Origin of the sequence: Sphingomonas sp. Leaf33, from assembly GCF_001421785.1 — a bacterium.
Taxonomy (GTDB): domain Bacteria; phylum Pseudomonadota; class Alphaproteobacteria; order Sphingomonadales; family Sphingomonadaceae; genus Sphingomonas.
Genome location: NZ_LMLB01000011.1, coordinates 12,166 through 33,251 on the forward strand (window position 1 = coordinate 12,166; position 21,086 = coordinate 33,251).

Annotated in this window: 17 protein-coding genes; 6 read left to right on the forward strand and 11 right to left on the reverse strand. The window is 69.2% G+C overall.

Annotated features, from left to right (window positions below):
- The first annotated feature begins 30 nt into the window (after nucleotides 1–30).
- Both ASE86_RS12710 and ASE86_RS12715 read left to right on the forward strand, forming a co-directional pair.
- A complete protein-coding gene (locus ASE86_RS12710) occupies nucleotides 31–1,320 on the forward strand; it encodes a M20/M25/M40 family metallo-hydrolase (protein WP_056427578.1) in 1,290 nt (429 codons plus the stop codon).
- A 38-nt stretch (nucleotides 1,321–1,358) separates the two neighbouring features.
- Complete coding sequence (locus ASE86_RS12715; protein WP_056427581.1) at nucleotides 1,359–2,084, forward strand: metallophosphoesterase family protein; 726 nt, start codon at nucleotides 1,359–1,361, stop codon at nucleotides 2,082–2,084.
- A gap of 72 nt (nucleotides 2,085–2,156) precedes the next feature.
- Here the strand turns inward: ASE86_RS12715 and ASE86_RS15765 are convergent, their stop codons facing one another.
- The 4 genes from ASE86_RS15765 to ASE86_RS12730 all read right to left on the reverse strand — a co-directional run bounded on the left by ASE86_RS15765 (nucleotide 2,157) and on the right by ASE86_RS12730 (nucleotide 7,897).
- Complete coding sequence (locus ASE86_RS15765; protein ID WP_082441910.1) at nucleotides 2,157–2,522, reverse strand: bleomycin resistance protein; 366 nt, start codon at nucleotides 2,520–2,522, stop codon at nucleotides 2,157–2,159.
- A gap of 351 nt (nucleotides 2,523–2,873) precedes the next feature.
- Complete coding sequence (locus tag ASE86_RS12720) at nucleotides 2,874–4,295, reverse strand: methyl-accepting chemotaxis protein (RefSeq protein WP_056427583.1); 1,422 nt, start codon at nucleotides 4,293–4,295, stop codon at nucleotides 2,874–2,876.
- Nucleotides 4,296–4,358: 63 nt separating this feature from the next.
- Entirely contained in the window at nucleotides 4,359–5,420 is a 1,062-nt protein-coding gene (locus ASE86_RS12725) for a glycosyltransferase family 2 protein (RefSeq protein ID WP_056427586.1), read from the reverse strand.
- Nucleotides 5,417–7,897, reverse strand: coding sequence for a DegT/DnrJ/EryC1/StrS family aminotransferase (locus tag ASE86_RS12730; RefSeq protein WP_056427589.1), 2,481 nt, complete (start codon nucleotides 7,895–7,897; stop codon nucleotides 5,417–5,419). Before ASE86_RS12730 ends, ASE86_RS12725 begins: the two co-directional genes overlap by 4 nt.
- A 131-nt stretch (nucleotides 7,898–8,028) precedes the next feature.
- Between ASE86_RS12730 and ASE86_RS12735 the strand changes: the two genes are divergently transcribed.
- A complete protein-coding gene (locus ASE86_RS12735; RefSeq protein ID WP_082441912.1) occupies nucleotides 8,029–9,456 on the forward strand; it encodes an amino acid permease in 1,428 nt (475 codons plus the stop codon).
- Nucleotides 9,457–9,472: 16 nt separating this feature from the next.
- Here the strand turns inward: ASE86_RS12735 and ASE86_RS12740 are convergent, their stop codons facing one another.
- The 6 genes from ASE86_RS12740 to ASE86_RS12765 all read right to left on the reverse strand — a co-directional run bounded on the left by ASE86_RS12740 (nucleotide 9,473) and on the right by ASE86_RS12765 (nucleotide 16,076).
- Nucleotides 9,473–11,077 carry an ATP-binding protein gene (locus ASE86_RS12740; protein ID WP_056427808.1) on the reverse strand — a complete coding sequence of 535 codons (1,605 nt, stop codon included), beginning with the start codon at nucleotides 11,075–11,077 and terminating at the stop codon, nucleotides 9,473–9,475.
- A 173-nt stretch (nucleotides 11,078–11,250) separates the two neighbouring features.
- Complete coding sequence (locus ASE86_RS12745; RefSeq protein ID WP_056427592.1) at nucleotides 11,251–12,009, reverse strand: TIGR02186 family protein; 759 nt, start codon at nucleotides 12,007–12,009, stop codon at nucleotides 11,251–11,253.
- The gene (locus ASE86_RS12750) at nucleotides 12,006–12,920 is read right to left on the reverse strand and encodes a sulfite exporter TauE/SafE family protein (RefSeq protein WP_056427594.1); all 915 of its coding nucleotides are present in this window, start codon (nucleotides 12,918–12,920) and stop codon (nucleotides 12,006–12,008) included. Before ASE86_RS12750 ends, ASE86_RS12745 begins: the two co-directional genes overlap by 4 nt.
- A 48-nt stretch (nucleotides 12,921–12,968) precedes the next feature.
- Nucleotides 12,969–13,919 (reverse strand): hypothetical protein, encoded by a 951-nt coding sequence (locus tag ASE86_RS12755; RefSeq protein ID WP_056427596.1) that lies wholly within the window; start codon nucleotides 13,917–13,919, stop codon nucleotides 12,969–12,971.
- A gap of 65 nt (nucleotides 13,920–13,984) precedes the next feature.
- Nucleotides 13,985–15,364, reverse strand: a complete 1,380-nt coding sequence (locus ASE86_RS12760) for a glycosyl transferase family protein (RefSeq protein ID WP_056427598.1) — start codon at nucleotides 15,362–15,364, stop codon at nucleotides 13,985–13,987.
- 253 nt (nucleotides 15,365–15,617) lie between these two features.
- Nucleotides 15,618–16,076, reverse strand: a complete 459-nt coding sequence (locus ASE86_RS12765; RefSeq protein ID WP_056427601.1) for an outer membrane protein assembly factor BamE — start codon at nucleotides 16,074–16,076, stop codon at nucleotides 15,618–15,620.
- Between the two features lie 137 nt (nucleotides 16,077–16,213).
- On the opposite strand from ASE86_RS12765, the gene ASE86_RS12770 reads away from it, so the two are divergent.
- The 3 genes from ASE86_RS12770 to ASE86_RS12780 are packed head-to-tail and all read left to right on the forward strand — an operon-like array spanning nucleotide 16,214 to nucleotide 17,837.
- A complete protein-coding gene (locus ASE86_RS12770; protein WP_235524104.1) occupies nucleotides 16,214–16,717 on the forward strand; it encodes a ubiquinol-cytochrome C chaperone family protein in 504 nt (167 codons plus the stop codon).
- Nucleotides 16,714–17,250, forward strand: a complete 537-nt coding sequence (locus tag ASE86_RS12775) for a YceD family protein (RefSeq protein WP_056427603.1) — start codon at nucleotides 16,714–16,716, stop codon at nucleotides 17,248–17,250. Before ASE86_RS12770 ends, ASE86_RS12775 begins: the two co-directional genes overlap by 4 nt.
- Complete coding sequence (locus ASE86_RS12780) at nucleotides 17,247–17,837, forward strand: hypothetical protein (RefSeq protein WP_056427606.1); 591 nt, start codon at nucleotides 17,247–17,249, stop codon at nucleotides 17,835–17,837. The genes ASE86_RS12775 and ASE86_RS12780 overlap by 4 nt, the downstream gene beginning before the upstream one ends.
- Here ASE86_RS12780 and ASE86_RS12785 read toward each other — a convergent pair.
- The gene (locus ASE86_RS12785) at nucleotides 17,834–20,968 is read right to left on the reverse strand and encodes a helicase-related protein (protein WP_235524105.1); all 3,135 of its coding nucleotides are present in this window, start codon (nucleotides 20,966–20,968) and stop codon (nucleotides 17,834–17,836) included. The two genes, ASE86_RS12780 and ASE86_RS12785, sit on opposite strands and share 4 nt — an antisense overlap.
- Between the last annotated feature and the right edge of the window lie 118 nt (nucleotides 20,969–21,086).

Sequence of the window (21,086 nt, forward strand, 5' to 3'; positions counted from 1 at the left end):
CGGCATCGCCGCGGTCGTCATCGTCGGGAGATGACATCCAGCACGATCGCCGCCCTCCGCCAATTGCCCCTCGTCGTCGCCCTGCTCGCCGCGCCCCATGCCGCCGCGCGTGAGGCGACCGTCGCCACGGTCGCCGGCGGCACACCCTATCGCACGGCGATGGCTGCGATCGATCGCGACCACGACCGCTTCGTCGCCGAACTGATCGAACTGACGCAAATTCCTGCGCCCCCGTTCAAGGAAGCAGTGCGAGCCCGGGCCTATGCCGAGAAATTCCGCGCGCTGGGTCTGAGCGATGTCGCCATCGATGCGGAGGGCAACGTTACCGGCCTGCGCCCCGGCACCGATCCGCGCGCGACGCTGGTCGTCATCTCCGCGCATCTCGACACGGTGTTTCCCGAAGGCACCGACGTGACCGTGCGGCGCGACGGCACGAAGCTGATGGCGCCCGGGGTCGGCGACGACACGCGGGGCCTGGCGACACTCCTCGCCTATATCCGCGCGCTCGATGCGGGCAAGGTCCGGACGACGCGGCCGATCCTGTTCGTCGGCACGGTGGGGGAGGAAGGGCGCGGCGACCTGCGCGGGGTCCGCCACCTGCTGACCAAGGGTGCCTACAAGGACCGGGTGGGCGCGTTCTTCTCGCTCGACGGAGCGGACCCGGCGCACGTCGTCAACGGCGGCGTGGGGTCGAAGCGCTACCGCGTCGTGTTCAGGGGGCCGGGCGGGCACAGCTACGGCGCGTTCGGCATCGTCAACCCGATGGCGGCGATGGGTGCGGCAATCGCCGAAATCTATCGCCTCCAGCCGCCGGCGTCGCCCAGGACGACCTATTCGGCGAGCGTCACCGGCGGCGGCACGTCGGTCAACGCGATCCCGTCCGAAGTGTTCGTAGACATCGATATGCGCTCGGAAGATGCCGGCGCGCTCGCGACGCTGGAAAAACAGGTGCTGGCGATCGTGGCGAAGGCGGTCGTCGATGAGAACGCCGCGCGCTCGACGCGGGTCGGACAGGTGACCGCCGACCCGCAACCGATCGGCGACCGCCCCGCCGGGCGCACGCCGGCCGATGCGCCGATCGTACGCGTCACGCAGGATGCGGTGCGTGCAGCGGGCTTCACCCCGACGCTGGATGCGTCGTCGACCGATGCCAACACCGCGATGAGTCTCGGCATCCCCGCCGTCACGATCGGTGCCGGGGGGTCGGGCGGGCGAGCGCATGCGCTCGACGAATGGACCGATGTGTCGAAGCCCGAAAGCGTGAAGGGGATGGGTGTCGGCCTGCTCGCGCTCATGACGATGGCGGGAACCGTGAAGTAGGCGCGAACCCGTCCGGCGTCTCGCGCGTTGGCCTGCCCATGATCCGCCTGTTCCACGTTAGCGACGTCCATTTTGGGGCCGAGGACCGCGAGGCCATCGCCTGGTTCGACGCCGCCGTCCATGCCGAGCGGCCCGACGCGATCATCATGACCGGCGACCTGACGATGCGCGCGCGCAGCGAGGAATTCGCCGCAGCGTCGGCCTGGCTGGAAGGGCTCGAACGACCGGTGACGGTCGAGGTCGGCAACCATGACCTGCCGCTGTTCAACCTCTTCGCCCGGCTGTTCCGCCCCTATCGCCGCTATCTGAAACTCGAGTCGATGATCGAGAAACCCCTGACGCTGCCCGGTGTCGCGATCGTGCCGCTGAAGACGACGACACGGTTCCAATGGCGCAACTGGTCGAAGGGCAGTGTCAGTGACGGTTCGCTCGGCCGCGCGCTGGCCGTGGCGCACGCGGCGGATCCGCACGCGCTGACGATCGTCGCCTGCCATCACCCGCTGATCGACATGGGCACGCACGCGACCGCGCGGACGCAGGGCGGGCAGGGCGCGCTGGCGGCATTGGCGGCGGCGGGCGCCGACGTCGTGCTGTCGGGCCATGTCCACGACCCGTTCGACGAAGTGCACCACGTGGGCGATCGCACGATCCGCCTGGTCGGTGCAGGAACGCTGTCGTGCCGCACGCGCGACACGCCGCCGGGCTTCAACGAACTGCGGATCGACGGGCCCACGCTGAAGGTCATCCACCGCACGATGGATTGAGCGTGATCCAGACCGTAAGCCCACAAACGACCGCTTACGGCGCGAGCGTGAATGGCTGATATTGGTGGACGTTCAGTCCGGGACTTGAACGAGACGAATCAATGTTCCGTCTGGATCGATCAGTGCTCCGACGACGCCTCCCCATGGCTCTGGTTTTGGCTTATGCGCTCGCGGCCAACCGCTTCGTTTCTCTGAGACGCCAGCGGCCAAGATAGCGGTATAGAACGCGCTGACGTCATCCAGTCGGAAGCAGCAGCTAAACGAACTGCTAGCGGGATCGAGGTCGGGATACGGAAAAAACTCTAGCGTTATTTCGCCGTGTTTCAGGATCATCCAGTTCGCGTCGCGCCATGTCTCGTTGAAGCCCAGCTTCCCGAAAAATGTAGCCGTCTCCTCGAAGTTTCGTGACGGCAGATTGGGGGTAGCGATGTCCGGCAAAGCACAGCACTCCGTTGGCGATGACGCGTGTCATCATACTACACAGGCGAATGTCCACAATTGGGCGATAGCGGACGCGCGTTCAGTCCTTTGTTGGAGTAATGTTGGAAAATATCGCGTAGGGGTCGAACGACCGGTTCTTTCCCATCGCTGATCTTCCCGCGGCTGCGCCAATCCGCCGGCGGGCCGCTGGGACGAGGAATTGCGGTCGTCATAGTGTGACCCTCGTGTGACCTTAGCCACGCCCGCTCGTATCGAGCAGGATCGACTCGACCGCGCCACGCTTGTGAAAACCGCGCCCACGCCTGCAACCGGGCGATTGCGGACCGACCGCTTTTCTCAGTCCACGCTTTAGTCGATGTAGCCGAGTTCGAAATTGCCCCAGCGTCGCCCGGTAATCCACAGCGGCACGAAGATGCTCTTGACCGTGCGGTACCGCCCCTGGCCCAGGTCCTGGCGGTAGGCGGCGAGCAGGTAGTCGCCTTCGAACGCCAGGGCGCGCGCGGTGATGTCGTCCATGAAGTTGCGGCGGTTGCGGCAATTGACCGCGTTCCACGCCGGATCGCCTGCCCGCTGCGGCAGCGATTTGGCCGACAGGTGGGTCGGCAGGTATCCGTTGCGATCGACGATCGCCGCGCCGATCACGCGCTGGCTGTCCATGTCGCGAAGCCGGTCGAGCAGCGGGCGGATGTGACGGTCGGCGAAATCGTTGAACCGCGTGCTGTGCTGCACCGGGTCGGTGCCGGGGATCGGCTGGTACGCCACGTCGAACACCGCGTCGCGGGAGACTTCGCCGCGGGCGATGCCGTCCTCGATCATCCGCTGGACGACCGTCACGTCGCGCAGCATCGCGTCGATAAAGCGGGTGTCGTCGATGGCGATGCCCGAGTGCGCCAGCTGGTCGAGCATGGTGTTCGACAGCAGCTCCAGCTTTTCCATCCGCTCGTGCGCGCTGGTCAGGGTCTGCCCGCTCTCGCGCGCCTGGGCACCGAACAGGTCGAGCGTCTCGCGCACCCGGCCCACGCCGTGGGTCGTCACTTCGGTCGATCGCGCGATCGTGTCGGTGATCGAATCGACGCTGGTGACCAGGTCGGATACCTCGGCGACGGTCTGGCTGATCTGTGCGACGCCGCGTTGGGCGCGCTCGCCGGCCTTCACGCCTTCGTCGATGTCGTGGATGACATGGCCGGCCTGCGCGACGAACGTCTCCATCGTCCGGTTGATCTCGTCGGTCGCCTGGCGGGTTTCGAGCGCCAGTTTCTTCACCTCGGCGGCGACGACGGCAAAGGTCCGGCCGGCGTCGCCCGCACGCTGCGCCTCGATCGTGGCGTTCAGCGCCAGCAGGTTGGTCTTGGCGGCGATCGCGTCGATCGCGCTCGATACGCGCTGGACCTGTTCCATCGCCGCGGCGAAATCGGTCATCCGGGTGCCGAGGGTCGCGACCAGGTCGGTCAGCGTGCCGCATTCGGCGACGGCGGAGGCGATCTGCGCGCTTTCGCGGGTGAGCGTGTGGCGTGCCTGTTCGGCCAGCCGGCGCGCCTCGCCGGTCGATCGCGCGACGCCGCTCTGGTCGGCGTGGAGTGCGGCGGTGACGGTTTCGAGATCGCCGAGCGCGGTCAGCTGGCGGGCGATACCGTCCGACACGCCCGCGACATAACCCGCCGCATCGCTGCACCCGACCGCCAGTTCGCCGCAGCGCCGCGCGACGGTGCGGATGGCGTCGTAGCCGCGTTCGGTCTGCGGTGTGGCGGCAGGAAAAGGCTGGGTGGCCAAGCGGCGGCTTTCGCTGTGGATCGATGACCGATCAGGGGTAGCCCACAAGGGCTTAAGAGGTCGCTAAGCTCGTTTGCGCCGCGCCAGCACCGACCGCGCGCCACCGACCAGGCCCGACATCATCAGGTCGTCGATCCCCGCATAGCCAAGACCCAGGTGATCGGGGCGGACCGTCATCGCATCGGTAACGGGGACCGCGCCCGATCGCACGGAATGACGCAGGATCCGCCACCACAGTCGCGCGGTTTCCCATTTGATCAGGCGGCGGCTCTCGCTGTCGTGCGCAATGGCCGCGAGGTAGGTCGATTGCAGCGCGCTGAGCGTCGCGCCGACGCGGACCAGCGTCGCGCGATCCTCGCACGCCTCGCCCGCGGTCACATATTGGGCGAGCAGCCGTGCCGCGTCGCCGGCATCGTCGCCCAGGTGCGGCGCCCACGCGCGCTCCAGCACCGCGCCACTGTTGGCCAGCATCGTGTCGCGGTAGCGGTTGGACGCGCCGCCGGGATGGTCGCGGTAGCGCAGCAGCGGCCGGTCGATCCGTGCCACGTCGCCGTGACCAAGCAGGCGGTGATAGAGGTCGAAATCCTCGGCATACAGGCAGTCGGGCCGGGTGAACGGCTCCAGCCGCTGCGCGACGCTCGCGCGCGTCATCGTCGTCGACCAGACCAGCGGGTTCTTGACGTGGAGCAGCCAGCGGATCAGCGCGGGCGTCGAATTGGTCGCCTGTTGCGACGCGCGTTCCCTGGCGCCTTCGAACGTGATCGCGGTGGCCGCGACCAGCACGGTCCGCGGGTGCGCGTCGAGATGGGCGACCTGGGTCGCGAAGCGGTCGGGCAGGCAGATGTCGTCCTGATCGAGTCCCGCGATATAGCGTCCGCGCGCCTGCGCAAACGCCAGGTTGCGCGCGCGCACCGGGCCGCCGTTGACCGGCGCCTCGATCAGGCGGACGCGGGGGTCCGACCAGCGCCGGACGACCGTGCGCGTGTCGTCGGTCGAGCAGTCGTCGACCACCAGCACTTCGAAATCGTCGAGCGTCTGGTCACGCACGCTCGCCAGCGTCTCCTCGATCAGGTGCGCGCCGTTGTAGGCGGCCATGACCACTGAAACGGCGGGAGCGGCACTCATGCCGCCAACGCCTTGGCCTCTCCCGTCAGCACGGCATCGACGATCAACTGGCCGACGTCGTTCTGCCACAGCCAAAGGCCATTGGCCTGTCCGCTGAAGCTCGCTTCGCCACCCAGCCGGCCTGAGGGAATGAAGCCCGCGGCCAGGCCGATGCCGAACAGCCCGGGGATCGGCGCGTCGTCGGCGCCCAGCACGCGGCAATAGCTGTCGACCATCGGCCGGTCGCGGTCGGCGGCAAGGGCGAGCGGGCGGCCTGCTGCGTCCTCCAGCGGCAGCACGCGCGGGCGGTAGCCGAGCGCGGCGATAACGAGGTCGGCACGGTCGAGCACGTCGAGCGCCTGGCCCTCGTCGTCGCCGATGCGGTGCATCCGCACGCGCGGATCGGGCTCGCGCCCGTCGACCGCGAGCATCCGCAGCACCAGCTCGCGCGCTTCCAGCCGGAACCCGGCCAGGCGATAGACGAAGCCGGTCACCGGGCAGATGTCGTCGGGTCCGAAGTCGGTGAAGCCTTCTGCGTGCGCCGCCTCGACCGAATGGTAGAACGGGCGCAAGGGGCGGCGGTGAAGCAACGTCACGCCGCCGGCACCAAACGGAATGCCGGGCCGCGAGCGCAGCAGCAACGCGACCGTGGTGAGTGCGCTGGTCGATCCGCCGATGACGGCGACGCGCGGGGACCGCTTGCCGGACAACAGGTCGGCGACGCGGTCGAGGCCGCCCAGCGCTAGCACTTCGTCCGATTGCAGCAGGCGATCGCCGACGCGGTGGGTCAGCCGTTCGCCCGCCACGCGCTGTTCGACCAGACGGTCGAGCGGCTGGTGGCCGCCGGTCGCAACGACCAGATTCTCGGCGCGCGCGTCGAATTCATGGCCGTCCGACAGGCGGCGCAGGCGCACGGTCCAGATGCCGTCGATGGCACGCACGGCCTTCAGGGCTTCGTGCCCCTTGAGAACCTCGCCGCCATAGCCCGAGACGAGTGTCGCCAGCCGCTCGCCGGTCGCGGCCAGGAACGGGCCTGCGGTCGCCAGCGGCACACCTAGCTTGTCGCGCCATTCGCCGACGGCCGTCGCGGTCGGATGACCGGCGAGCGCGGCGAGGGCGCTTTCCGGATTGTTCTCGACCGCCGACAGGAATGTCTGTGCGGTGCTGTCCGACGCGATGGCGTAGTTGCCGAGCCGTCCGTTGCCGAGTACGTCGCCGCGATCGACCAGGATCAGGCCTTGCGACAGGTCCCTGAGCTTGCCCGCCTTGGCCGCCGCGGTCAGCATCGCAGTGCCGGCCGGCCCGCCGCCGACGACCAATAGGCGAGCGATGGGCATGCTGCGCTGAGCAGGCGTGGCGCGCGACAGGCCGATCGTCTCGAGCAGGGCGTGCGCGATGGTGACGGCATCGGCTGCGGTCATCCCGTCGGTCGCGGGCAGCGAAAGGATGCGTGCGCCGATATCGTCGGCGACCGGCGTCGGCTCGATCCGGGCGTCGCGCTGGAACAGCGGCTGCTCGCCCAGATGCGGACTGAAATAGGTGGCCGCGCCGATCCCGCGTTCGGCGAGCGCGGCGATGACCTCTGCCCGGCGGGGCGCGAGATGCGGCGGCAGCAGCGCCGACATGAAGCCCATGGCGCGGCGCTTGCCATAGGGCGTCTGGAGCCCGAGCGGGGCGAGTGCCTCGCGATACGCCGCCTCGACGCCCGCACGGCGCTCGCTGACGCCCTCGATCTCGTCGAGCTTGGCCAGCGCCATCACCGCAAGCACTTCGGGCAGCTTGGCGTTGAAACCGGGCAGCGACGCGCTGCGTGGCGCTTCGAACCCGAAGCTTGCCATCGTGCGCAGCTTGGCCGCGAGTGCGGTGTCGCCGGTGTGGATCAGCCCGCCCTCGGCGACCGCGAAGGGCTTGGTCGCCTGCATCGAATAGACGACCGGAAATGGCGCGCCGGCACCGAAGCCGATGCCGTCGTCGTCCAGCGTGCCGAGTGACGCGGCCGCATCGATCACGATAGCGACGCCGTGGTCGCGCGCGTAACCTTCGTAGCGGGTCAGGTCGATCGCGTTGCCGAACGTCGCGTACGGCACGACGACCGCGATCTCTTGGCCATGGCGTGCCAGTAGCTCGGCCTCGTGCGTGGCCGATGCCGACCAGTCGCCGGGGTCGATATCGCAGACGAGCGGCGTCAGTCCGGCCCACATCGCGGCCTGCGCGGTCGCGGCAAAGGTGAAGGCGGGCATCAGCGCATAGCAGCGCGGGCGTCCGACCCGTTCCGCCGCCTCGCGGATCGCCAGCATCAGCCCCAGCGTCGCATTGGCCACCGTCACGCAGTCGCCGCGCCCGGCGAACAGCCGTTCGGTCGCGGCGGCCTCGAACCGGCAGACCTCGGGCCCGTTGTTGCTGTAGATGCCGGCCGCCTCGATCCGGGCAAGGCCTTCGCCAAGCAGGGTCGGGCGCGGCGGGCGCGGGGCGATCAGCGGATAGCGCAGCTTCGTCATCCGACGGGTGCTACGCCCGCAGGCGCTAAAAATAGGTTTAGCACCCCGCTAAGCCTTTTCCCGACCGCGCCCTTGGAGCGGAAGGACGTGCGCGCTACACGATCCGGTAACGAACGATACGGGGAGCGGGCATGAGCGACAGCGGAATCTTCAGGCGCAAGGCGATCGTGCCGCCGTCGCAGATGTCGGGCGAGCATCAATTGGCGCGCACGCTGTCCTGGCCACATCTGGTGGCGCTGGGCGTCGGCGCGATCGTCGGCACCGGCATCCTGACGCTGATCGGCGTCGGGGCCGACCGCGCAGGCCCGGCGGTCATCCTGTCGTTCGCCATCGCCGGCGCGATCTGTGCGTGCGCGGCACTCGCCTATGCCGAGATGTCGACGATGATGCCGGTGTCGGGCAGCGCCTACACCTATTCCTACGCGGTGCTGGGCGAAGTCATCGCGTGGGTCGTCGGCTGGTCGCTGCTTGCCGAATATACGCTGGTCGTCGCGACCGTCGCAGTCGGCTGGTCGGGCTATACGGTCGGCTTCCTGAGTGGCCTCGGCATCGCGCTGCCCGATGCGCTGACCCACGGTCCGACGATCGTCAACGGCGCGGTGGCGAACTGGGGCATCAACGTGCCCGCGCTGTTCATCGTCGCGGTCGTCGCAGGGCTGCTGACGCTCGGCACCAAGGAAAGCGCGACGTTGAACGCGATCCTGGTCGTCGTGAAGCTGATCGCGCTGGCGGTCTTCGTCGCCGTCGCGTTGCCCTATTTCGACGTCGCCAACCTCAAGCCCTTTTCCCCTTATGGTTTCGCCAAGCATCTGTCGGACGGCGGGGTCGAACGCGGCGTCATGGCGGCCGCCGCCATCATCTTCTTTGCCTTCTACGGCTTCGATGCGATCTCGACCGCGGCGGAAGAGGCGAAGAATCCCGGGCGTGACCTGTCGATCGGCATCGTCGGGTCGATGGTCGCCTGCGTCGTCATCTACATGGGTGTAGCGGTCGCGGCGGTCGGGGCGATTGGCTATGCGCGGTTCGCCGACAGCCCGGAACCGCTGGCACTGATCCTGCGCGATCTGGGGCAGGGCGGTGCAGCGGCGTTCCTCGCGGCCTCGGCGGTCGTCGCGCTGCCGACCGTCATCCTTGCCTTCCTCTACGGGCAGAGCCGCATCTTCTTCGTGATGGCGCGCGACGGGCTGCTGCCGGAGGGGCTGGCGAAGGTGTCGCGGCGCGGCGTGCCGGTGCGCATCACGATGTTCACCGCCGCCGTCGTGATGCTGTTCGCCGGCTTCCTGCCGATCGATGCGATCGCCGCGCTGGCGAATGCGGGCACGCTGACCGCGTTCATCGCGGTCGCCGTCTGCATGCTGGTCATGCGCCGCCGCGCGCCCGACCTGCACCGTCCGTTCCGCACGCCGGCGGCATGGGTGGTGGGCGCGGGCGCCGTGCTCGGCTGCCTGTATCTCTTCGCCAGCCTGCCGAGCACCACGCAACTGTGGTTCCTCGGCTGGAACGTCGTCGGGCTGGTCGCCTATTTCGTCGGCCTGGGCATTCGCCGCCGCGCCGCCTGACGCGGTTCCGGCGCGTTCAGCGACCCTGGGCGCGCCAGCGGCGGACGGTGCGGTTGATGATACCGTCCTCGCCGCCGGTCTCGCGCCACAGTTGCGAGAACATCGGATCGCCCGACGCCGGGCGCTTGCCCTCGTCCAGCGTGTCGAACAGCACGCGGATCGGGGTCGCGACACCTTCGCCGCAGACGATGCATTCGCGGTTGCGCAAGGCGGGGATCGAATCGAGGAAACCGCGCGCGCCTTCGGGCATGGCGGCCCGGACATAGGCCTGGTCGCGGTCGTTGTTCAGGCGCATCGACAGGATCGTGCCGCACTGCGACAGCACGCCTTCGGCCAGGTCGGACGGGCGCTGGGTGATGAGGCCGAGCGAGACGCCGTACTTGCGGCCTTCCTTGGCGATGCGGCTCAGGATGCGACCGACCGACGATCCGTCGGCATTGCGCTCGTTGGGCACGTAGCGGTGTGCTTCCTCGCAGACCAGCAGGACCGGGCGCTGCGGCTCGTTCCTTGACCAGATCGCGAAATCGAAGGTCATGCGGCTCAGCACCGCGACGACGACGGAGGTGATCTCGTTCGGCACGCCCGACACGTCGATGATCGAGATCGGGCGGCCATCGGCCGGCAGGCGGAAGATGCGGCCGAGGAACTGCGCCATCGTGTCGGCGACCAGCATCCCTGAGAACATGAAGGCGTAACGCGGGTCGCCCTTCACTTCCTCGATCTTGGTCTTGAGGCGCAGGTACGGCGCGGTATCGCCGGCGCGGTCGAGCTTGCCCATTTCGAGCTGGATGAAGTTCAGCAGATCGCTGAGGAGGTAGGGGATCGGCGAGTCGACGGTCAGCTTGCCGAAATCCTGCGCCAGCCGGCTCTTGGCCTTGGCCAGCAGCAGGCATTTGGCGAGGATGTCGCCATCGAACTGCCGTTCGGAGCCGGAGGTGCTGATGAACACCTCGCAATGCTCCTCGAAGTTCATCAGCCAGTACGGCATCTGCAGATTGGTGACGTCGTAGATCTCGCCCGTCGTCTTGAACGCGGCGCCATATTCGCCGTGCGGATCGATCATCACGATGTGGCCCTGCGGCGCGAGCTCGCAGATGCGGTGCAGGATCAGCGCGGCGGCAGTCGACTTGCCGGTGCCGGTCGATCCCAGCAACGCGAAATGCTTGCCGAGCATGGCATCGACATACAGCGCGGCGCGGATGTCCTTGGTCGGATAGACGGTACCGAATTCGACATGCGCGCGGTCGTCCGCGGCGTAGATCTGCTTCATGTCGGCGGTCGACACCGGGAAGACCGGCGTGCCGGGCGACGGATAGCGGGTGACGCCGCGGCGGAAGCGATAGAGCTTGCCGGTCAGCTTTTCCTCGTCGCCTTCGCCCAGGAAGTCGATCTGTGCGACGACGCGGTTGCCGTGCGTTTCCGACAGCCGCATCGAGCGGACGTTGGCGATCAGCCAGGTGTTGCCGACGCGCAGCTTGATCTGGCTGCCGACCTGGCCCGCACTGGCGATCGACGGATCGGGATCGTCGGCGAGCGCGTCCAGGCAGTCGAGGTCGATGATGACCTGGCTGGACGATCCAGAAATCTCGAAGACGGCGCCGATGCCGGCGGACGCGAGCATGGCGTCGCCCTGCCGCACACCGGTGCTTGGCCCCGGTTCGGCGCCTTCAAACCCGCGCCGTTCCCATGTGTCCGCCATTCGAAATCCCCTGATGGAGATCGGGACATGCCGCAGAGAGGGTTAACAGGCCGTTCGTCGCGCCGGCCAAGTGTCTGAAAAGCGTCGATCAGCGTCTAGACCCGCCGCGCGATGACGGCGGCGCCCCAGCCGAAACCCAGCGACAGCATGACCGCGACCAGACCGTAGAGCAGCGCGTGCCGGTCGGCGGCCTGTGCGACGAACCGCTCGAACCCCGACTTGCGGATGTCGATCTGTCGCACGGCAGCGGCGAGGACGCGACCGTCCTGGATCAGGAACGTCTCGGCGGTGAAGCGGCCGATCGGTACGCGTGCCGGGATGCGGACACGCGCGCGATAAAGGACGCCGTCCGTGATCTCGACCGCCTTCGCATCCTCGTAATACAGGCCGCTTCGCCGCAGCAGGTCGACTAGCCCGGCGTCGAAGCGAGCCTGATCGTCGGCGACCGCGCCGCTGGCGGGCGAAAGTTGCAGGCTTTCAAGTCCCAGTTCGTAGATCGCGCGGGTGCGTTCGTCGACCAAGGCGGCGATCGGCCTGGACGATGCGATGGCGTAGAAGCCGGGGGCCGAGCGATACCGCATCCGTTCCGCATTGACCCAGATGCCGGCGACCTTCTCCTTTTCACGCACCAGGATCGACTGCGCCGGGCCCTTCACGACGACGACGATGTCGGCCGGGCGCGCGGGGTCGGGTGCCTGGCCGCGCGGATAGAGGATGGCGCCGAACAGCAGGAGGTCGGCGCCGGTGAAGGAATAGGCGATCTCGATATCGCGCTGTGACACGTCGGGGACCAGCACCGGCTTGGTGGCGCCCAGCAGGAGCGGGGCGATAAGCAGGACGAGGAACGCCTTCACGACATCGCGATCGTGTAGATTTCGTCGGGCCGCCACGCCAGGCCCAGAAGCATCCGCACCGCGACCAGCAGCACCATGACGGCCAGCGCCAGGCGGAGATATTCAGGCTTCATCTTCTGCGCAAAGCGCGCGCCGACCTGTGCGCCGGCGACCGAGCCCAGTAGCAGCAGCGCGGCGAGTACCACGTCGACCGCCTTTGTCGTCAGCGCATGGACCAGGGTCGCGGCGGCGGTCACGAACACGATCTGGAACAGCGACGTGCCGACAACGACCTGCGTCGACATCCCCAGCAGGAACAGCATCGCCGGCACCAGGATGAACCCGCCGCCGACGCCCAGCAGGACGGTCAGCATCCCGACGACGAACCCCAGCAGCAGCGGCGCGAGCGGCGAGATGTAGAGCCCCGAGGCGTAGAAACGGTACCGCAGCGGGAGCGCGGCGACGAGCGGATGGTGGCGGCGCTTGCGCGGCTTGGGCGGGCGTCCGGCGCGCACCGCGCCGATCGCACCCAGCGCCTCGCGCAGCATCAGGGCGCCGATCGAGCCGAGCAGGACGACGTAGAGCACTGCGATGACGGTATCGATCTGGCCGCTCGCCTGAAGCACGCGGAAGACGCCTGCCCCCGCGATCGACCCCAGGATGCCGCCCGCGACCAGCACGGTCCCCATCTGCGTATCCACGCCGCCCCGCCGGAAATAGGCCATCGCGCCCGAGACGCTGGCGCCGGTCACCTGGCTGGCCGCCGATGCCGCGGCGACGGTCGGCGGGATGCCGTAGAAGATGAGGAGCGGAGTCGTCAGGAACCCGCCGCCGACCCCGAACATGCCCGACAACAGCCCGACGCCGCCGCCCAGCAGGACGATGACCAGGGCGTTCACCGACAGGTTGGCGATGGGCAGGTATAGGTCCACGCAGGCGGGGATAGCGCGAACGGGCCGCCACGCGAACCCTGTTTGGGCTCAGAAATCCAGTCCCATCGACAGCGCCGGCCCCGACCCCGGTCGCGCGTCGCCCGCGATCCGCTGCCGCCAGTCGAGTGCGACGCGCAGCCGCTGGCCCGCGACAGCCACGCGCGCGCCGAGCGACGGCCCGATATCGAGCCGCGACGCGCCCCGCTGTGCGCCGCCCCAGGCGCCGAGCCCGATGTCGAGATCGACCGCGCGTCCTTCACTCAGCGGGCGCGTCGCCCGTGCGCTGCCGTCGGCGAAGCGTTCGACGCCGTTGCGGACGATCACCCCGGCCTGGGCGTAGCCTTCCAACCGGAAGTTTGCGGGGAGCGGCACGGCGCTCACCCCGCCGCTGACACCGATCGATGGGCCACCGCGTCCGGCGTCCAGCGCTATCCGCTGCTCGACGACCACGCGCAGCGGCACGCCCGCCGGCCGCCAGGCGACGCCCAGCGCCATTTCACGCCCGATCCCGCGCGTCGGTGCCGTGAGGCGCACAGTCGCCGCGACCGCTTTCGACAGCGCATAGTCGATGCGGATGCCGGCCTGACTGCCACCGAGTTGCGGCGCGAACGGGCCGCTTCCCGTACCCCGACCGGGGCGAGCGATCAGCCAGCCGCTGACGCTGATCCGACGATTTTCCTGTGGATCGACATCCGGCAGCCGCGCCACCGCAAGTGGATCGCCGCCGATCGGCGCCGGCTCGGGGCGGCTCGGGGCGGTTGTTTCTCGCGATGGCTCGGGCTGCCGCTGCGATGGAAGCTGCGGCCATCCGGCAGCGTGGGACCGTTCGGGTCGGGAGAGGTTCAGGGGACGGGCCAGGACCGGAACCGCGCGGGGAACGGACGTCGTTTGGGGGGCGGCGGCGGGGGTGGGCAGGAAGGCTTGTGCCACGACCTGGGGTGGACGAACGTTGCGCGCGGCATCGATCGCCGGCGCGGCGCCCTGCATCGCGATCGCCACCCGCAGCGCAACCCAGCCGCCGCCAACGAGCCCAACGAAGCGCAGCGGTCGGCCGCTACCAGGTGTCATCGGCCGACGGGGGTGTCGGGGAACTGGTGCGCGGTCTTGTCCCAGCGCACGGGCGCGCCGCGCAGCATGGCGATGTAGTGCGCGATGGCATGGCGCGCGGCGGCCATTGCGACCATGTTGCCGATCAGCATCCGCGGCGTCGAGCGCAGCCCCTCCCGCCAGCCATACAGCCGCCAGACGAAGCCTGCACGTACCACGATGCGAATGACGAGCAGGACGGTGTTGATGCCGAGCAGCGCGAGCAGGAACGGCGGGAGGGCAGGGGTGGCGACTCCGGCCAGGGACAGGGAGAACCGTATCGCCATCAGCGCCAGGGCTGCATAGGCGGCAAGCAGCACGACGACATCGATCGGGGCACGCCGGTCGCGCATTCGCATCCACCATTCGCCGATGTGCGCCGCGCGGCCCCAGCCGGTACGATCCCAGCCGGCCAGCGCGATGCCGGTCATCCACCGGGCCTTTTGGCGCGCGGCGGCTGCGAACGCCTTGGGGAAGTATGCGCGGACGGCGACCGGTCGGCCATCGGCGTCCAGCACGCGCGCGAACTGCACGCGGCCGCCCATGGCGGCGATGGTCAGGCCCAGCTCGTAATCCTCGGTCAGGCTGTCGGCGTCGAACGGGCCGTAGCCGCGGATCGCCGCGATCTGCCCGAGCAGCGGCCGGCTGATCGCGCAGCCGACCCCCGCCAGCGGCAGTCCCGCCCCGACTGCGCCACGCACCAGCATCGCCTTGCCATGGGCTTCGGCGAATTCGTCCAGGTAGGTTCCACCGACCAACGGCGACCCGTCGTGCGGCAAAGGGACGACCGGCACCTGCACCGCATCCGCCATGGCCAGATAATGATCGATGACGGCCAGTTCGCCGGGGTGCACGAGATCTTCCGCATCATGCAGGATGACCGCATCGAACGACGTGCCGATCGCCCGTTCCTCGGCCAGCATCGTCCGCCAGATCGCGTTCAGGCAATCGGCCTTGGTCGTCGGGCCGGGATCGCGGTTGAGCGCAAGGCGGATCCGGGGATCGGTTTCGGCGACATCCACCACCGCATCGATGGTCGCGCGGTCGTTGGGATAGGCGCCGACGAAGACGGTCAGCCGCGGCGACGCGAGCGTGCGCGACAGCGTGGCGAGCATCCGGCCGATGACAGCTGCTTCGTCCCACGCCGCGATGAAGATCGCCATCTGGCGCGCGCGCGGCCGCATGTCGGCGAGCGACAGCGCGCGTTCGCCGCGTCGCCAGCGACCGAATCGATACCATAAATAGATGCCATCGACGATCAGGTCGTCGATCCCGCCGATCAGCATCCCGACCGCCGCGAACAAGGTCACTTCATAGGCGGTCGTTGCCAGCAGGCCCGCTGCGATACCCCAGTCCAAACCTGCCCCCCGGCACTAACCGGATGATAGTCCGATGTATATCAGACCCAGGCAAGGACCGTTGGGTTCATAGTGACCGGATCGACCATCCCGACGACACGATCGAACCAATCGACGCGCCGTGCGTTGCGCTTCCCGGTCCTTACCCCTTTCGGGACCAGTGCGTAACGGGCGCACTCGGCCGCGTCGGCGCTTATCTGCGGCGCGGCCGCTTGCACGCAGCGGTTGTCAGGCGTGGACGGTCATGGTCCGTTTATGGTCCGTTGCCACCGCCGCTAGGCGCACCGGCGGCACCGACCGTGCCGATATTGCCGAACAGATCCTGGAAGAAACCGCGCTCGCGGCCCAGCGTCGGCGTCTTCTTGCCCTCGGGACTGATCGAGGCGACCTGTTCCAGGCCCATCCGGTCGATCGCGGTCACGACGCCGGCGTCGTTGAAGCGGACCCGCAGCGTCGACTGCTGCACCGGGCGCGGGTTGCTGAAGGCGAAATTGCGCGTGTCGCGCGCGACATAATACCAGTCGCCCTGGCCGAATTGCGCCGAAATCGTCGGCTGGCCCATCACCTGCCGCACCGAATCGCGATTGTCGACGCCCGGCTGGATCGAATTGACCAAGTCGGCATCGATCACATAGCCTTGGTGGCCACGCAGCTGGGTGCAGCCCGACAGAGCGACGCCGCACAGGAGCGTCAGGGCAAGGGGTCGGAACATTAGGGTCTCCGGCGCATGAGCGCGTTGCTTACTGGGGCGCTAGCGTTGCAACCGCGCCCGATCGCCTCAATATGCGCGCCAGGCCCGCGCGACAAGCGCCGCGCGGCAATCTGATTTTCGAAGAAGGACGTGGAACCTTGGCATTTCTCGAACGCCTGTTCGGCCGCAAAGACGACGCTGCCGCCCTCTACCGGGCAGTGGTCGAGCGTGCGCGCGAGCCGCAGTGGTACCAGACAGGCGGCGTCGCCGACACGATCGATGGCCGGTTCGACATGATCGCGGCCGTTCTCAGCATCGTGCTGCTGCGCGTGGAGGCGGAGCCGGGCGCCGAGGCGCTGGGCGTGGCGCTGGCCGAGCGGTTCGTCGACGACATGGACCCGCAGCTGCGCGAGATCGGCATCGGCGACATCGTCGTCGGCAAGCATGTGGGCAAGATGATGTCGATGCTGGGCGGTCGGCTGGGTGCGTATCGTGCAGGCCTTGCCGCCGGGTCGATCGATGCCGCGCTGCTGCGCAACCTGTACCGCGACCGCGATTCCGGCGAGGCGGCGCTGGCGCATGTCCGCGGACGACTGATGGCGCTGCACGCGTCGCTTGCGAAGACGCCGCTCGATGCGCTGAAGGCGGGGCGGATCGCGTGACGGGCGCTCCCGAATTCTCGCGCCCGCGCCGGCTCGACACGATCGGCGAAGGCAGCGTCACGGTCCGGATCGAGGCGGACGGGAACGAACGGTGCAAGCTCGCCGGTCGGTTCGGTCTGCGTTCCCTCGATCGGCTGGAGGCGGACTACACGCTGCGCCGCGACGCTGCGGGCATCCTCGCCAAGGGCACGATGCAGGCCGATGTCGTCCAGTCCTGTATCGCGACCGGCGACGCCGTGCCGGCGCGCATCGTCGAGCCGTTCGACATCCGCTTCCTGCCCGAAGCCGAAGGCGACCTGACCGACGAGGTCGAGCTGGACGACGGCGACCTGGACACGATGTTCTATTCCGGCGCGGCGATCGACCTGGGCGAGGCGACCGCAGAGACGCTATCGCTGGCGCTTGATCCCTACCCCCGCGCGGCCGGTGCGGAGGCGGCGTTGCGCCAGGCGGGGGTGAAGACCGAGGATGAGGCCAAGCCCACCGGTGCGCTGGCCGGGCTGAAGAATCTGCTGGAGCGCAAGGGCGGATGATCGCGGCGATTTTCGTCGTCCTGCTTGCGGTGTCGACGATCATCGCGCTGTCGGCCGCGCCTTCGCGGATCATGGTCGCGGCCCCGACCGGCCTGATCGCCGCGCTGCTGATGATCGAGGAAGGCGGCGTGGCACCGCGCACCGCGATCGTCGTCGCGTTGCTGCTCGCCTTCCTGATCGCGGTGGTCGGGACCGGGGCGTCGGGGCAAGCGTCGTCTGCGCCGCCCGCCGGCACGCTGGCGTGGAACCGGCTGACGGGCGAGGCCGGCATCCTGACGCGCGGGCGGATCGCCGCACTGCGCCGTCGTTACGATGCGCTGCTGTCGCGCGACCCGACGGTCGATCCTTTCTCCACCTTCGGCGAGCTGCGGATCAAGCTGGAGCGGCGCGTGCCCGAGCTGATCGACAATTACCTGGACGAAGCCGCGACCGCGCCGACGCTGCGCCGCCACGCGCTGATGGCCGAGCTGCTCGGCGAAGTCGAAGGGCTGGTCGCGCGCGCCGAAGCGGTCGATCCGCACGCGTTGGCCCGCAGCGACCGCCGGGCAGCGCTCAAGAAACACCTGAAGGGCGACGAGCAGCCCTAACCGGCCTCGGCCAACGCCTCCAGCACCGAGCGCACGCGGTCGAGCCGCGCGTCGTCGTCGGGAATCGCGGTGGCATCGATCCAGCGGCCGTTCTTGGCGTTCAGGCCCGTCGCGGCCCAGTCCGCCGCGCGATCGACCGGTGTAAAAGCGATCGCCGCCGGCCCACCGGCGATGGCGGCGACGCCGGCGTCGTGCGCCAGCAGTCGGATGCGGAACCAGTCGATCAGCCGCGCGGCGGGCGGCGGCAGCGGGCCGAAGCGATCTTCCAGCTCCTCCTCGAACCCGTCGAGCAGGGGGGCGTCCGCAATCCGCACAAGCCGCATGTAGAGCGACAGGCGGACGCCCGCTTCGGGTATCCAGTCCTCGGGCAGATGGCCGACGTGGCCGAGCGTCAGGTCGGGCAGCGGGGTCGGTGCCGGCTCGCCGCGGGCTGTGCGCAGCGCGTGGGTCAGGAGATGCTGATACAGGTCGATACCGATCAGCTTGACGTGCCCGGCCTGATCCTCGCCCAGCAGGTCGCCCGCCCCGCGCATGTCGAGGTCCTGCGCGCTGATGGCAAAGCCCGCCCCCAGCCGATCGAAGGCCTGCAACGTCTCCAGCCGCTTCACCGTGCGAGCGGCCATCGCTTTACCCGCTTCGGTCGTCAGCAGAATCTGTCCGCGTCGGCCGCCGCGCCCCACCCGGCCGCGCAGTTGGTGGAGTTGCGCCAGGCCGAAGCGATCGGCGCGGTGGACGATCATCGTATTGGCGCGCGGCACGTCCAGCCCCGCCTCGATGATGTTTGTCGCCAGCAGGATCGACCCGTCTCCCGCAGCAAAGCCGGTCATCGCCTCGTCGGTCTCGGCGGCGGGCAGCTTGCCGTGCGCGACGACCAGGCCGAGTTCGGGGACCAGCGCGCGGAGCTTGCTCTCCAGCGGCGCGATGTCCTCGATCCGGGGAACGACGACGAAGCTCTGTCCGCCGCGTGCCTCCTCGCGCAACAGTGCGGCGCGGACGGTCTTGTCGTCGAACGTGCCGACGACGGTGCGGATCGGCTGGCGCCGCGCCGGGGGCGTGGCGATGACCGACACCGCCTGCAATCCGATCAGCGCGCTTTGCAGCGTCCGCGGGATCGGTGTCGCGCTGAGCAGCAAATTGTGCCCGGCGCCGAGCGCGGCGAGCTTCGCCTTCTGCGCCGCGCCGAACCGTTGCTCCTCATCGATCGCGACCAGCGCCAGGTCGACGAAGCGCACGCCCTTGCCGGCTACCGCGGACGTGCCGACGACGATGCGGATCGACCCGTCGGTCAGGCCCGCCTTCACCCGCTTCGCCTCGGCCGGGGAGGACAGGCGGGACAGCGATGCGACTTCGATATCGGTCCCGGCAAAGCGCTTGCGGAAGGTGTCGAGATGCTGGCGGACCAGCACCGTGGTCGGTGCCGCGACCACGACCTGCCGCCCGGCGAGCGCGACCATCGCCGCTGCCCGCAGCGCGACTTCGGTCTTGCCGTACCCGACGTCGCCGACGACCAGCCGGTCCATCGGCGTGCCCGATGCCAGGTCGTCGCGGATCGCGGCGATGGCGCGGGCCTGGTCGGGCGTCTCGGTAAACGGGAAGGCCGCCGCGAACGATTCGTAAGCCGCCGCGTCGGGGACGATCGGATCGGTCGTCCGGGTGGCGCGCGCCATCGCGATTTCCGCCAGCGCCCGTGCGCTTTCGGCGATCGAACGGTCGATGTCGGCGCGGCGCTTGTCCCAGCTCGATCCGTCCAGGCTGTCGAGCGTCACCGCATCGCCGTCCGCTCCGTAGCGCCACAGCCGGTCGGCCTCCGCCAGCGAGACCACGCGCCGTCCGCCGCGCGCGTATTCGAGGACGATGCCTTCGTCGTCGCCGTCCAGCCGCTCCAGCCCGGTCACGCGGCCGATGCCGTAGCGTTCGTGGACGACCAGATCGCCGATCGCCACTTCGCCGACCGACAGCGCGTCGAGCGCCCCCGCGTGGCGGTCGTCGCGACCGGCCCGCCCACCAAGCAGGTCGGCGGCGGCGACGATGGTGACGGCCCCCGCGACGACGCCGCGCGGCAGGGCGAGCGGCACCGCGACGACCTGGCCCGCCTTGGCCGCAGCGATATCCGACCAGTCGGCGGCATCGGCAATGTCGATTTTAAGTCGCTTCGCCAGCCGCGGTTTCAGGAAGCGCAGGTCGCGTGGCGTCCCGGCGAGGACCAGCGGCCCTTCCGCCAGCGTGGCGCGGGCGAAGCGGGCAAAGGCCGCCATCGGGTCCTTGCGCTCGACGAAGCGCGGCGGCGGCGGGGCCGGATCGGCGGCAAGCGGCAGCGACCGTCGATCGGACAGTGCGGTGGTCCAGTCCTCGTTGCTGACGGGTGTCGCCTGTCCGCCCGTGGTTTCGCACGCCAGCGCGGCCAGCCGCTCGCGACGCTCCTCGCCGCCGGCGTCGACCATCACCGCGGCGTCGGGCAGGTGGTCGAGGATCGTCGTCGTCCGCTGGGCGTCGGGCTCCGCGGCGCGGCCGATCGCAAGGCGCACGCACGTATCGGTGCTGCGCTGGGTCAAGGGATCGTAGAGATCGAGCGTGGCGATCCGGCCGTTATCGTCGATCGTGATCCGCACCGGTCCGCCCGCATCGACCGGATAGACATCGATCGCCCGACCGCGGACGACATATTCGCCGGGCTCGTCGACCCGGTCGTCGTCGTGGTAGCCGATGTTTTCTGCCAGCGTGCGAAACGCATCGCCGTCGATCGGGTCGCCGACGCGCAGGAGCGGCGGAGCGGCGACGAAGGCGTCGGGCGGCGCGATCCGCTCCAGCGTCGCGGCGACGGGGGCGATCAGGATCGGTGCGGCCTTTGCCGTCCGTGTTTGCAGAGCATGGAGCGCAGACACTCGCGCGCCGATATTGGCGGCCGATGCGCCCGTCGCTTCGCCCGGCAGTGCGTCGCTCGCCGGATACAGCACGACCAGCCGCCCCGGCGCGAGTGTGCGGACGATCGCGGCGATGGCCTCCGCCCGGCCATGATCGCGCGCGACGAAGACGACGCCGTTCGGCGCCTTGGCCGCGATCAGCTGGATGGCGACGGCTGCCGGGGCCGGGGGCGCCAGGGTCGTGGGTGGAGCAGGCGGCGGCTGGAGCAAGGGCGGTGTCCCGATGCCGGCGGAGCTGCCGGGACTCTGGCGAACGTCGCGTCGTCAGCGCCGTTCCGCAAAACGCCCGCACGATTGATCGGGATCATAGCATCGCTTTGCACGTTGC

Coding starts and splice junctions, on each gene's coding strand:
- ASE86_RS12735 (WP_082441912.1), top strand. CDS start 8,029: ATGAGCGACAGCGGAATCTTCAGGCGCAAGGCGATCGTGCCGCCGTCG.
- ASE86_RS12710 (WP_056427578.1), top strand. CDS start 31: ATGACATCCAGCACGATCGCCGCCCTCCGCCAATTGCCCCTCGTCGTC.
- ASE86_RS12725 (WP_056427586.1), bottom strand. CDS start 5,420: ATGAGTGCCGCTCCCGCCGTTTCAGTGGTCATGGCCGCCTACAACGGC.
- ASE86_RS12765 (WP_056427601.1), bottom strand. CDS start 16,076: ATGTTCCGACCCCTTGCCCTGACGCTCCTGTGCGGCGTCGCTCTGTCG.
- ASE86_RS12730 (WP_056427589.1), bottom strand. CDS start 7,897: ATGACGAAGCTGCGCTATCCGCTGATCGCCCCGCGCCCGCCGCGCCCG.
- ASE86_RS12715 (WP_056427581.1), top strand. CDS start 1,359: ATGATCCGCCTGTTCCACGTTAGCGACGTCCATTTTGGGGCCGAGGAC.
- ASE86_RS12740 (WP_056427808.1), bottom strand. CDS start 11,077: ATGCTCGCGTCCGCCGGCATCGGCGCCGTCTTCGAGATTTCTGGATCG.
- ASE86_RS12780 (WP_056427606.1), top strand. CDS start 17,247: ATGATCGCGGCGATTTTCGTCGTCCTGCTTGCGGTGTCGACGATCATC.